Origin of the sequence: Psychrobacter sp. YGAH215 (assembly GCF_007280595.1) — a bacterium.
GTDB lineage: Bacteria > Pseudomonadota > Gammaproteobacteria > Pseudomonadales > Moraxellaceae > Psychrobacter > Psychrobacter faecalis.
This window is the reverse complement of the sequence record NZ_VKLR01000039.1, coordinates 1-11,710: the sequence shown is the minus strand read 5'-3', so window position 1 is coordinate 11,710 and position 11,710 is coordinate 1. Positions and strand designations below refer to the sequence as shown.

The 11,710-nt window shown below is 44.7% G+C and carries 12 protein-coding genes and 1 pseudogene; 6 read left to right on the top strand and 7 right to left on the bottom strand.

The features are described 5' to 3' along the window. The first annotated feature begins 108 nt into the window (after positions 1-108). Entirely contained in the window at positions 109-405 is a 297-nt protein-coding gene (locus FOR85_RS12055) for a hypothetical protein (RefSeq protein ID WP_068406968.1), read from the top strand. 156 nt (positions 406-561) lie between these two features. Here the strand turns inward: FOR85_RS12055 and FOR85_RS12050 are convergent, their stop codons facing one another. The 3 genes from FOR85_RS12050 to msrA form a co-directional block, all read right to left on the bottom strand. Beyond that, entirely contained in the window at positions 562-2,055 is a 1,494-nt protein-coding gene (locus tag FOR85_RS12050; RefSeq protein WP_144298103.1) for a lytic murein transglycosylase, read from the bottom strand. Between the two features lie 217 nt (positions 2,056-2,272). After that, positions 2,273-2,938 carry a thiopurine S-methyltransferase gene (gene tmpT / locus FOR85_RS12045; protein WP_144298102.1) on the bottom strand — a complete coding sequence of 222 codons (666 nt, stop codon included), beginning with the start codon at positions 2,936-2,938 and terminating at the stop codon, positions 2,273-2,275. A 121-nt stretch (positions 2,939-3,059) separates the two neighbouring features. Beyond that, the gene (gene msrA, locus FOR85_RS12040; RefSeq protein ID WP_144298101.1) at positions 3,060-3,581 is read right to left on the bottom strand and encodes a peptide-methionine (S)-S-oxide reductase MsrA; all 522 of its coding nucleotides are present in this window, start codon (positions 3,579-3,581) and stop codon (positions 3,060-3,062) included. A 325-nt stretch (positions 3,582-3,906) separates the two neighbouring features. Between msrA and cmoA the strand changes: the two genes are divergently transcribed. Together cmoA and cmoB are read left to right on the top strand one after the other, a co-directional pair. Then, positions 3,907-4,698, top strand: a complete 792-nt coding sequence (cmoA, locus tag FOR85_RS12035; protein WP_144298100.1) for a carboxy-S-adenosyl-L-methionine synthase CmoA — start codon at positions 3,907-3,909, stop codon at positions 4,696-4,698. A gap of 83 nt (positions 4,699-4,781) precedes the next feature. Further along, positions 4,782-5,813 carry a tRNA 5-methoxyuridine(34)/uridine 5-oxyacetic acid(34) synthase CmoB gene (cmoB, locus tag FOR85_RS12030; protein WP_144298099.1) on the top strand — a complete coding sequence of 344 codons (1,032 nt, stop codon included), beginning with the start codon at positions 4,782-4,784 and terminating at the stop codon, positions 5,811-5,813. A gap of 34 nt (positions 5,814-5,847) precedes the next feature. On the opposite strand, the gene FOR85_RS12025 is transcribed toward cmoB, so the two are convergent. Further along, positions 5,848-6,066, bottom strand: a complete 219-nt coding sequence (locus FOR85_RS12025) for a DUF2788 domain-containing protein (RefSeq protein WP_068406984.1) — start codon at positions 6,064-6,066, stop codon at positions 5,848-5,850. A gap of 383 nt (positions 6,067-6,449) precedes the next feature. Between FOR85_RS12025 and argS the strand changes: the two genes are divergently transcribed. From argS to FOR85_RS12010, 3 genes are all read left to right on the top strand, one after another. After that, positions 6,450-8,279, top strand: a complete 1,830-nt coding sequence (gene argS / locus FOR85_RS12020) for an arginine--tRNA ligase (RefSeq protein ID WP_144298098.1) — start codon at positions 6,450-6,452, stop codon at positions 8,277-8,279. 133 nt (positions 8,280-8,412) lie between these two features. Then, the gene (locus FOR85_RS12015; RefSeq protein WP_144298097.1) at positions 8,413-9,246 is read left to right on the top strand and encodes an SPOR domain-containing protein; all 834 of its coding nucleotides are present in this window, start codon (positions 8,413-8,415) and stop codon (positions 9,244-9,246) included. 102 nt (positions 9,247-9,348) lie between these two features. Beyond that, positions 9,349-10,446: a PTS transporter subunit IIC gene (locus FOR85_RS12010; RefSeq protein ID WP_223808633.1), complete on the top strand. Its 1,098-nt coding sequence runs from the start codon at positions 9,349-9,351 to the stop codon at positions 10,444-10,446. Positions 10,447-10,574: 128 nt separating this feature from the next. Here the strand turns inward: FOR85_RS12010 and FOR85_RS12855 are convergent, their stop codons facing one another. The 3 genes and pseudogenes from FOR85_RS12855 to FOR85_RS12000 form a co-directional block, all read right to left on the bottom strand. Further along, positions 10,575-10,985 carry a c-type cytochrome gene (locus tag FOR85_RS12855; protein WP_223808632.1) on the bottom strand — a complete coding sequence of 137 codons (411 nt, stop codon included), beginning with the start codon at positions 10,983-10,985 and terminating at the stop codon, positions 10,575-10,577. 27 nt (positions 10,986-11,012) lie between these two features. Continuing rightward, positions 11,013-11,558, bottom strand: a complete 546-nt coding sequence (locus tag FOR85_RS12850; protein WP_223808631.1) for a c-type cytochrome — start codon at positions 11,556-11,558, stop codon at positions 11,013-11,015. A gap of 38 nt (positions 11,559-11,596) precedes the next feature. Then, positions 11,597-11,710 (bottom strand): annotated as a pseudogene (locus FOR85_RS12000) (IS982 family transposase); the annotation flags it as partial.

Here is an 11,710-nt window from a genome sequence, read left to right as displayed (position 1 = left end):
TATGCTTTGTACTCAACAAAAAACTTGGTAATCCGCCTCTTCAGTTTGATTTGCTTATTTCAAGTTGAGAGTGGGGTAATAATGCTTAATAATTAGGGAGAACGAACAATGAGTGATGCCAAAAAAAATTTAAATAGTGAACTAACCAGCTTAGAAGAAACCATGCTTGAAGCCGACCAGTTTCGTACGCTCGAAGAACAAGTCGCCGATATGAAGCGCCGCGGCATTGACCCAACCCAAGCCTATAAGGACTTGGATAGAAAGGAAGAAGATGCTGACTGGGGTGATGCGACGTGGAAAGAAAACGGTAAATGGAAACCAAAAACGCCTGCGGATTTAGATGACAAAGCCCGCGAAAATTGGGATGGCGATAATGGAAAACCAAATCCGCCACCTGTTATCTAGTAGGTATTATTTAACAAAATAATAGAATGATGACCGTATTTTTTCCAATTTATTCAATTCATTTAATAAAAAAGCCACGCTCATTTGCGTGGCTTTTTTATTAGTCGCTAATACATGCTTGTAGATACTAAATAAATCATTCCTTAGCTTAGCTAATTATGAACCTTCATCGACACGTACAAGCTTTATCGTACCATCAGGACTGGTAACCCGGCGATAACGCGTATTGCCCGATGAGGTTGATGGTCTAACGGTTGGCTGCACAGACGGCTGTACCGAGTAAGGATTAGAGTTTGAGCTGCCAGTTTGCTGTTGAATCAATTGCCCCATACGATCTGCAGGCGCAGGGTTTAAAGGACGACTGTTTGCTGGTTGTCCGTACGGATTGCCATATTGGGAAGTGCTTGCAGCACTATTACCAACGATGGCGCGATAAAATTTTTGTCCGGCGCGTCCATCGGCTGGAAAGATGCCATGGCTTGATTGATATTGCTGAATCGCCGCACGCGTATTATCACCAATGATACCGTCCACTTCGCCAATATCGTAGCCTGCATTTAATAATGCTTGCTGGATATCTTTAGATTGCTGACGGCTAATACCAGGGTCGTCCGTCGGCCAGGCAGTGACAAAATCGGTTTTGCTGCTGTCTTCACGCGCGATTAAGTCTGATAAGTGGGCAATTGCTAAAGCATAATTTTCTGAAGCGTTATACGAATAAAACGTGTCGAAGTTTTTACCCACCAAGAATGCTGGGCCATCAGTGCCGGCTGGTAATAATAAACCTGCGCTGCCCAAGGTAGAAGGCAGAGGGCTGCCGTTCGCCAATGTCAGCCCTTGATTGCGCCAATGGCTGATAGATTTTTTGTCTTTACGGTTTGATGCGCCCCAAAAACCACTTGGCAGTTTGACTTCATAACCCCATGGCTCGCCGGTACGGTAACCACGTTTGTCCAAAAAGTTGGCAGTAGAGGCGAGCGCATCAGGGACGCTATTAACCAAGTCGCGGCGACCATCACCATCGAAATCGACAGCCAATTCTAGAAAGGTACTTGGCATAAACTGCGTTTGCCCAAATGCACCCGCCCATGAGCCGGTCATATCACTAGGTGCGATATCGCCATTTTGGACGATTTTTAGCGCATTGGCATATTCTCCTTGGAAATAGCTTTGACGACGATCAAAACATGACAGCGTCGCTAAAGACTCAAACAAGGGCTTTTTACCCAATGTCTGGCCAAAGTTTGACTCCACGCCCCATACGCCCAGTACATGCTCAGCTTTGACCCCATAGCGCGATTCAATGCGGCGCAAGGTATCTGCCCATTGGTGCTTAGCCCGAATACCATCTTCGACCCGCTCTTTATCTACCAACGAAGACAAATAATCCCAAACGTCTTTTTGAAATTCAGGCTGGTAATTGAGTGACTGAATCACACTAGGGTCAGGCTGGCTTGGACGATAATTATTAAACGTATAGCTATCGACGCCGCGGAATTTACTAGAGTTTTTTAAACCATCTAAGCACTGCTGAAACTGGCTATTAGATAAGTCTGGTGCGGGTGGTTTAGCCGCTTGCGCAGTACTGGCAAAGCTGAGGCCAACTGCGATGCTAAGTAGCGATAACGTAGAGGTCGAAGAAAAATGCATGGAAATATCCTATAAACATCGAAATAATCATTGAAAGAGAACAAAGCTGAATTAAGCAGTATGAACTTAGAGTAACCAATCTCAGTAATAAAGAAAAGGTATCGAAGCACTCGGTTACTATAAATTGACGTGAGCGTGAGGTTAGAAGAGGGTTTGGCTATCCTGTTGAAGCAAGCTTTAGCGCTTTTTCGTGGTTTAGCTCCAATGGATGAGTAGCTTAAGGACTTAATAGCCAAACTTGTTCAGTTACGGCTAGCTCAGATGCCGCATTAAGGGTTGATGACTGGTTTTCAAGCTCGATAATTTTATAGTTGGTATCATAATACTGCTGTAACTGCTGCTGACTAATCGAAAAAGGCGGGCCGTCTTTTTTACTTTGGTTATAGTTTAGGGTGATTAATAGTTGTGGTGCATGATTGCTAAGCTTGACTATTTGCGCACTATAATTAGCACGCATCGTAGCTGGCAAGGCTATCAATGCTGCTCTATCATAAACAGCATTAATCTCGCCTATATCTGTGGCGCTCAGAGCAAAAATATCTGCTGCCCATAAAGTGATGGTTTGTCCAGCTAGCTGACCCTGATAGCGTTTTAAAATGGCATTATCCGTAGCGCTCGTAAATTCAGTAATAGTAGGAATAACCTTTTGCTCAACAAAGAACGCTTGCACAGCCGTTTCCACCAGCTCGACGCCAACGACATCGTAGCCTGCGTGCGCAAGCCATACCATATCAACTGATTTACCGCATAAAGGTACCAAGACTTGGCTGCCGATGGGCACTGCCAGTTCAGAAAAATACTCGGTTAGTTGAGGATTGACGTTAGACTTATGAAAGCCAATACGGCCATCTTGCCAGCGCTGTTGCCAAAATTTAGAATCCATACCTTTATTCCTAACCTATCTATACTTTAGATGTTTGATATTATCATACCGCTAAACGCAATAAAAAAGCCAAGCGTCTTAACCCTTGGCTTTGATAGCGTATAAAACTTACATTACTTGTTTAATGCACCATATACTCACTAAATTCTTTGCGTAGTTTGGCAAGTTTTGGCGGAATAGCAAAGTTACAATAAGCTTGACCCGGGTTTCTATTATAGAAATCTTGATGGGCGTCTTCAGCTTTGTAAAATTCCATAGCAGGATGAACTTCTGTCACCACATTAAGGCCCATGTCACGTAATTTGTTAATAGTACGGTCGACCGTTGGTTTTTGCGCCTCATCGGTATAAAAAACCACGCTCCGGTATTGGCTGCCGACATCATTGCCTTGACGATCCATGGTGGTGGGATCATGCGTGGCAAAAAACACATCAAGCACCACTTCTAATGGTACGATAGACTCATCAAATTCAACCTTGATTACTTCAACGTGTCCGGTATCACCGCCACAGACCGCTTCATAGTTAGCAGAAACGGCATCGCCGCCCATATAGCCTGACACCACAGATTGCACGCCTTTTACGGATAAAAATACTGATTCGGTGCACCAAAAGCAGCCACCGCCTAAGATAATGGTTTGCATAATTGTTCCTATTATTATAGCTGTTGTCATAGAGATGCGCTAAGGGCTTTATTTGGTTGCAATATCTCATCTTTCAATACTAATTTTATGTCTCAATATTGCCTTTATAAAGAATTAGCGTTACCTATTTAGCTTAGCAAGGCAGTTGCTCGCCATAAGTAACAAACAGTAATGTTATAATGGGCTTTTGCTATCTTTGGCTGTCTTTAAAGCATTGAGTAATGCACCATTTAATTAACGTTTTATTTTTAAAGAATCAAAGTCTCATTATCAAAAAACGAGCCATTATCAAAAAACGACCCACCATCAAAAAACGAGCAACCTCATGAGCCAAACTAAGCCTACTAACCTGACTAATAACACCGTAAAGCACGATACCTTATTTACCACGCCACTCGATAAAGCGGCGCGTTTTTCTTTTGATGAGCAAGTGGTGGCGTGTTTTCCTGATATGATTCGCCGTAGTGTACCCGGTTATGGTCAAGTGCTAGCGATGTTGCCGATATTCGCTCGTCGTCACTGTAAATACCGCCAGCAAGATGATAGCGGCCAGCGTGTCAGCCGTGTCTATGATTTGGGCTGCTCACTGGGTGCAGCAAGTATGGCGTTGGCAGGCGAGTTTGAGCCGCAAGATTTACAGATTAAGGCGATTGATATCTCACCCGCGATGACCAATGAAGCAAGCACGTTATTAACGGAGAATTATCCCGCGCATAACATCGAGGTTATCACCGCCGATATTCGTGATGTCGAGCTTGAGCCATGCGATATGGTCATTCTGAATCTGACGCTGCAATTTTTACCCGCTGCCGATAGAGTGGCAGTGCTTGAGAAAATTTATGCCGCATTAAGTGAAGGGGGTATTTTGGTATTGACCGAAAAAACCCATGCTTTTGATGAGCAGTATGATGCGTGGTTGGTTGAGCGTTATTATGATTTTAAACGCGCCAATGGTTATACCGAGATGGAAATCAGCGGCAAACGCAATGCGTTAGAGAACGTTTTGATTACCGATACCTTGGATGAGCATCATACGCGTCTAGCGCAAGTTGGCTTTGAGCGTCATTTGACGTGGTTTCAATTTTTAAACTTTGTCTCTATTGTGGCCTTTAAATAATATTTAAACGCGATAGTAATAACAGCTCGACTTTTAATATAAATTTTTACTCTATCTTTTTACCAACATGGCAATCTGTTTTTATGCTTAACGACACCATCACTCATGCCGAACGCGAATTATATTTAACCTTGCTGTCATTGGCGCAGCAGCAGCCGAGTGCTTATGAGTGGCTCACGCGCTTGCCAACGTGGCTTAATGCTATTAAAGATAAAGCCAATTACGCACACGCGCCTGCTTACCAAGCGTCGGTGGCACGTTTGCCAACAGTAGCGGCTGATAAAGTAGATTTGGACAGTGATGTATTAACGATTGCCGCCAACCTCAGCGACTCTGAGCGCAAACAAACCTTAGCGCTGTTAAAGCAGCTAATGCCGTGGCGTAAAGGGCCTTTCCAGATTGGTGGTCAAATTGGCGATGATGAGTCAGGTATTAAGATTGATACCGAATGGCATAGCGATTGGAAATGGCAAAGGGTCGCGCCGCATTTAGGCAATTTAAAAGGCCGGCGCGTACTGGATGTAGGCGGTGGCTCAGGTTATCACGGTTGGCGGATGGCAGGGGCAGGCGCGGAGACGGTCATCATTATTGACCCATCGTGTTTGTTTTATCATCAATTTATGGCTATTCGTCATTTTGTCGGCGCCGCTGATCATTATAAAACGCATTATATCCCTGTACCACTTGAAGCCTTACCGGAGCACAGTCAGCTATTCGATATCGTATTTAGTATGGGCGTGCTCTATCATCGCCAGTCGCCGTTTGAGCATTTGCAACAGCTAAAAGGGCAACTGGTTAAAGGTGGCGAGCTGGTACTCGAAACCTTGGTTATCGATGGTGACGCCAATACTGTCCTTGTACCGCACGACCGTTATGCGCAGATGAATAATGTCTATTTCCTGCCATCCGTTGAGGCGCTCACTGGTTGGCTAGAAAAAGCAGGGTTTAGCGAGGTACGCTGCGTCGATGTAGCGGTTACGTCGACTGAGGAGCAGCGCAAAACCGAATGGATGACGTATCATTCCTTGGCGGATTTTTTGGACCCTACTGATGGAAGTAAAACCATCGAAGGGTATCCTGCGCCGAAACGGGCAACCTTAATTGCAAAAAAATAGCGCTGGCGGTTTGCGGTTGGCAAAGAGAGGTTGGTTAAATAAACCAGCGTTTAAATGCCATCTCTATCAATACTTTTAGGATAAAACCGATAAAACCCGCACCTAAGGCCAAAAACATCCAAAAAGTACCAGCGCGCCCAGCGTTAGACTGTTTTGATAAATCCCAAATGATAAAGAATAAGAAAGCAATAAAAATGGGCAATAAAATATACATGCCCCAACTGGTGACGGTACTAGAAGCAATGGCAAACATGGTTTTGTCCTGTCAATGAAAGTGTAAAGTGCTGCGTTTTCTATGGTCTGTTTTTATAGATGGTTATAAATGGCATCAGCATTTATAGCAGTAATAGATTAATGTTGCCATTATAACGCGGAATGAGGTTGCTATAAATGTTTCACCAACGTCAGACAACAGTAACGCTACAATCCGCCTAAATAGACTTGTATTGGCAGCCTATAATAGCCGTTACCTTGTCACTTGCGCATATCTAGTATAATAGCGGTGATTTTAATGCTATTTTTGGTTCAAATAGTGCAATAGCAGCTAAAGGTTGTTATATTTATAGGTTACTTATTTTTTCTGCCTTATCTTATATTACCCCAATTTTTTGTTCATTTATCTGAGTTTATAGTCCTATGTCACAAGCCCAAATCGATACGCTCGCCTCACTGTTTGACAGTGCCATTGAAGTCCTAAAAACGAACGGCGAACTACCGGCTGATTGGCAAAACAACAGCCAAATTACGCGTACTAAAGATACCAGTCATGGTGACTTTGCGAGCAATATCGCCCTAACGGCTGCCAAAGCTGCGAAAGCCAATCCGCGCCAGCTTGCTGAAAAAATCGTCAACGCCTTGCCTGAAAATCAAAATATTCGTCAAGTAGAAATCGCAGGCCCCGGTTTTATCAACGTCTTTTTAAATACCGAAGCCAAATTTGCGGTGTTAGAAGATATCTTTAAGTTGCAAGAACGCTTTGGTTTAAGCAAGAAATTTCAAGGTCAAAAAATCCAAGTTGAATTTGTCTCGGCCAACCCTACGTCTAGCTTACACGTCGGTCATGGACGCGGCGCTGCTTTTGGAATGAGCGTGGCAAATTTGCTTGAAGCCATTGGTTATGACGTCACGCGTGAGTATTATGTCAATGACGCCGGACGCCAAATGGACATTTTAGCGACCAGTACTTATTTGCGTTATCTAGAGGCCAACGGCGAGGCAGTCACCTTCCCAGTCAATGGCTATCAAGGCGATTATGTCAGTGATATCGCGCAAACGCTAAAAACCCAGCATGGTGACAGCTACGTTCATAGTTTTGCTGATATTGCAAAGGACGTAGCAGCAGATGCGCAGTTTGAAATAAATAATGATGGCGAAAAAGTACTGCTATCAGGCGATAAAGAAGCCCATATCGATGGTTTGATTGCCAATAGCAAAGCCTTGCTTGGCGCCGGTTATGAGCTGTTTTTAAATGCAGCATTGAGCAGTATTTTGGCTGATATCAAAGACGACTTAAATGACTTTGGTGTCCGTTATGAGTGCTGGTTTAGCGAAAGATCCATCGATAGCGAGATTGAGCCTGTTTTACAAATCCTTGATGAAAAAGGCTATTTATACGAAAAAGACGGCAATATCTGGTTTAAATCGACTGATTTTGGCGATGAAAAAGATCGCGTTGTGCGCCGTGCCAATGGTCAAAGCACCTATTTTGCCTCTGATATTGCTTATCATAAAAACAAGTTCGATCGCGGTTTTGATAAAGTCATTAATGTTTGGGGCGCTGACCATCATGGTTATGTGCCGCGCGTAAAAGCGGCATTGACGGCGCTTGGTATCGATGCCGACCGCCTTGATGTGGTATTGGTACAGTTTGTTGCCTTATGGCGCGGTAGTGAAAAAGTGCAAATGTCATCGCGCTCGGGCAAATTTGTCACCTTACGTGAGCTGCGCCATGAAGTCGGTAACGATGCTGCGCGTTTTTATTACGTCGCTCGTAAGCCTGAAGTGCACGTCGATTTTGACTTGGAGCTGGCCAAATCGCAAAGTAAAGACAACTTGGTTTACTACATTCAGTATGCGCATGCCCGGGTTTGCCGTGTGTTAGAAAAACTAGAAACCAGTGGTCTGCAAGTAGACGATATTACTGGCGCTGAAAAGCAAGCGTTACTAGTCGCACCAAGTGAAGAAGAATTGATTAAGTTACTTGCCGCTTATCCGGCAACCTTGCTACGCTCAGCGACAGGCTATGAACCGCATATCTTAACCAACTATCTAAAAGAGTTGGCGGCGTTATTTCATGGTTGGTATGATGGCAATCGCATCTTGCCGGTCAGCCTAACTTCAGGTGAAACACCAAGCCAAGTTGAGATGGATTTGATGCAAGCGCGTTTACGCTTATCTAAAGCCGTGCGTCAAGTATTGGCCAATGGATTGAGCTTATTAGGCTTGTCTGCACCGTCTAGCATGTAGTATAAAGGAAGACGGCTGTAGCCATTATTTGATGATAATTCTTCTAATCTAATCGACAGTGCTGATTCGATAAAGACAATTCGATTACGATAACTCGACAACGACAGATAATTCAGTAGGGAGAACGAGATCCATGTTAGCCAAAAAACCAAAAGGTGCCACTGAAAAACGCAAAACCAGTAGTGTGTCAGGCTTATTATGGATGTTTGTTGGGGCAGTATTGACGCTCATGATTGGGGTGTTTTTATACCTTTCACCCTTGTTTAACTTCAGTCCTGCGGGCAGCGGTGAGAGCACAGATGCTGATAGACAAGTTCAGCAACGGGTCGATACCGATACCGACAATGGTGATTATGAGTTCTATGATATTTTGCCAAATCAAGAGATGGCGACCATCCCTGATGAAGACTTTGGTGAAGGCAGTAGTAGTAGCCAATCCGGTCAAATCACTGATTTTGAGCCAGATGTAGTCGTTAATCAGCCAGAAAACACCGCGCCAAGTAATAATGATGCGGGTAATTTTGGTATCTCTGAGAGCACTACGATTGAGCCTAGTCGTAGCAACAACGCGAATAATGCAGCAAATAGCAGTAATGACGACGATATTGTCATCGTCGAAGAAGATGCGACTTATGATGGTACGCCAGCTGCCAATAATACAGGCGCGGCTGCAAACAGAGCTAATACAGCGAACGCTAGCAATGCTAGCATTCAGCCAGCGAAGCCTGCGGCGACTTATATTTTGCAAATCAACAGCTTTGGTGATGCCGATGAAGCAGACCGTCGCCGTGCACAAGTGTTGATGGCTGGTGTCGATGCTAGAGTGGTGAAAAACACTACCAGTAATGGCCTGCCTATTTATCAGGTGATTTCACGCCCGATGAATAATCGTCAAGCGGTTGCCACTGCTCAGCAGCGCCTGCAAAATAATGGTATTGATTCTATTATCGTTGAGCAGCGCCGTTAAACCTAAAGCATTGATAAAAAAAGCGTCAGAGGACGCTTTTTTTATCCCTTTTTTTTTGATATGTTTCTTAGCTCCTTTCCGCAAACTCAATATAAGAGCATCATGATGACTGTGACTCCTTCAGAAACTGCGCCCGTTGGTATGATGAAAGCTTTTTTTCAAAAGTATTTTATCGATGCTTTTACCGGCATGGCGTTAGGGTTGTTTGTGACCCTTATCGCTGGTCTTATCATCTCGCAAATTGGTGGTTGGTTAAGCCTGCCAGCCTTGGTAGCAGTCGGCAAACTGGCGTCAGTATTAATGGGCGCAGGTATCGGTGTTGGTATCGCCTACTACCTAAAAGCACCAACTTTGGTGATGCTAAGCTGCTTGGTTGCAGGGATGCTTGGTGCACACTCTGAAGCCTTGATGGCGGGCAATTTATTTATCGCGCAAGAGGCAGGTCCGGCAACTTTCGTTGCGTTGCCCGGTAATCCAATTGGTGCTTATTTGGCTTCAGTATTTGCTTATCGCGCTGGTACTTGGATCGCTGGCAAGACCAAGCTCGATATTTTGCTTATCCCTTTAGTGGTATGTACGGTGGCACTCATCGTCTGTGCGCTACTTAATCCTCCAGTCGTCGCTGCGGTCAACGCCATTGGTCAGGGTATTCAAGCAGCGACTGAATTACAGCCGCTACTCATGGGTATCGTCATAGCAGTGGTGGTCGGGATTTTATTGACGCTACCGACCTCAAGCGCGGCTATCTGTATCGCTATTGGACTTGGTGGTTTAGCAGGAGGGGCAGCGGTCGTTGGCTGCGCGGCGCATATGATTGGCTTTGCGGTGGCCAGTTTTAAAGACAACGGCGTCAGTGGTGTCATATCCCAAGGGCTGGGCACCAGTATGCTACAGATTCCTAATGTCCTTAAAAAACCGCTCGTACTATTGCCTGCTGTGATTGCCAGCGCCATCGTTGGTCCTATCGCAACCGTTGGCTTTGGGCTAGCTTGCACAGCAACTGGCGCTGGTATGGGCACGGCAGGACTGGTTGGGGTGTTTGGCGTCATTGAAGCATCACAAGAAATCATGAGTAGTGCTCAGTTGTGGACGGCGATTATCTTATTGATGTTTGTATTACCAGCGCTCATTGCTGGTGTGGTCGCTTACGTGATGCGCCGCCTTGGCTGGTTGGTCGATGGCGATATGAAATTGCCCTAAATGAATAGTAAGGCTAAAGCTAAAGCACGCCAATTTTCCTAACTATTTGTCTTAACTATCTATGATAAAAAAGCCCAGCTACTTAAGGAGTTGGGCTTTTTTATTATATAACTTATAAGCTTTTTTAATTAACGACGGACATCTTTTGGTGCATCGCCGTTCGGCCAATCTTTGTCTTTATTGGCTTTTACAGGGCGTGGCAAGTGGGTAAAATAGGCGGCAATATCGACCGCTTCTTGGTCGCTTAGCGTATTACCTTGTCCAAATGGCATTTTACCTTTGATAAAGGCGGCGGCAGTATAAGTACGTGCCATCCCTGCGCCATCATTAAAGGATTTATCGCCTGCGACTGCTGGGTAAAGGTAAGTACCATCAGCATTGTATTGACCTTCGCCATCAGCACCGTGGCAAACGCTGCATTTTTCTGCAAACAGCTTTTTGCCGGTTTCAGAATTTGGCTCTAACTCTTTATTCACTTTTACAAAACCGCGACCTTCAGGTGATACCCCAAATGGCATATCTTGCGACAACCAGTTCATATAAGACACCATCGCATTCATATTATCTCAATCAAGATCAAGATCAAGTGCTTTACCATTCATCGAACGCTCAAAACAACCGTTAATATGCTCTTGTATGGTATCGACGCGACCTGCACGTGAGCGATAAATCGGATAGACGCTGGGCATATTGTTCCAAGGCGCGGCATACGCTTCTGAGCCATTGCCTAGGTGACAGCTGGTACAGTTAAGCTGGTTACCAACGTTATTCGGCAGCTCTTTATCAGTATGGTTGGCAAGCTGTAGACCGCGCCGTACGGCAGCGCCATACTCATCATCTGGAATGGTCAATTCATCTGGCATCTTAATGGACGGCTTACCGCTTGCAGCATTAGCGCCGCCTACAGTTATATCATTGGCAGCAGGCATGTTACCTTTTAAGGCGTCTGCACGTGCCTCAAGATCCTTTACGCGTGCTAGGGCTGCTGCCTCTTCAACGCGATCAACTGCCTTAGTTTCACTACTATTATCACAACCTGTGAGAACGGTTGCACCAAGAGCAAAGATAGACGCTACTAAAGTAGAAGACTTAGTGCGTAAAAACTTTCTCATCGGAATGTCATTATCTTAAAATATAATATACCCCACTCTCAACTTGAAATAAGCAATTCAAACTGAAGAGGCGGGTTACCAAGTTTTTTGTTGAGTACAAAGCACAGATTGTGTGAAAGAATCTTACGAATCAATCGATGAGACAAATGCCA

What these genes read in the sequence shown, in the direction of transcription:
- tmpT (WP_144298102.1), bottom strand. Translation starts at nt 2,938, where the DNA reads ATGGATTCTAAATTTTGGCAACAGCGCTGGCAAGATGGCCGTATTGGC.
- msrA (WP_144298101.1), bottom strand. Translation starts at nt 3,581, where the DNA reads ATGCAAACCATTATCTTAGGCGGTGGCTGCTTTTGGTGCACCGAATCA.
- FOR85_RS12055 (WP_068406968.1), top strand. Translation starts at nt 109, where the DNA reads ATGAGTGATGCCAAAAAAAATTTAAATAGTGAACTAACCAGCTTAGAA.
- FOR85_RS12050 (WP_144298103.1), bottom strand. Translation starts at nt 2,055, where the DNA reads ATGCATTTTTCTTCGACCTCTACGTTATCGCTACTTAGCATCGCAGTT.
- argS (WP_144298098.1), top strand. Translation starts at nt 6,450, where the DNA reads ATGTCACAAGCCCAAATCGATACGCTCGCCTCACTGTTTGACAGTGCC.
- FOR85_RS12855 (WP_223808632.1), bottom strand. Translation starts at nt 10,985, where the DNA reads ATGAACTGGTTGTCGCAAGATATGCCATTTGGGGTATCACCTGAAGGT.
- cmoA (WP_144298100.1), top strand. Translation starts at nt 3,907, where the DNA reads ATGAGCCAAACTAAGCCTACTAACCTGACTAATAACACCGTAAAGCAC.
- FOR85_RS12850 (WP_223808631.1), bottom strand. Translation starts at nt 11,558, where the DNA reads ATGAGAAAGTTTTTACGCACTAAGTCTTCTACTTTAGTAGCGTCTATC.
- FOR85_RS12010 (WP_223808633.1), top strand. Translation starts at nt 9,349, where the DNA reads ATGATGACTGTGACTCCTTCAGAAACTGCGCCCGTTGGTATGATGAAA.
- cmoB (WP_144298099.1), top strand. Translation starts at nt 4,782, where the DNA reads ATGCTTAACGACACCATCACTCATGCCGAACGCGAATTATATTTAACC.
- FOR85_RS12015 (WP_144298097.1), top strand. Translation starts at nt 8,413, where the DNA reads ATGTTAGCCAAAAAACCAAAAGGTGCCACTGAAAAACGCAAAACCAGT.
- FOR85_RS12025 (WP_068406984.1), bottom strand. Translation starts at nt 6,066, where the DNA reads ATGTTTGCCATTGCTTCTAGTACCGTCACCAGTTGGGGCATGTATATT.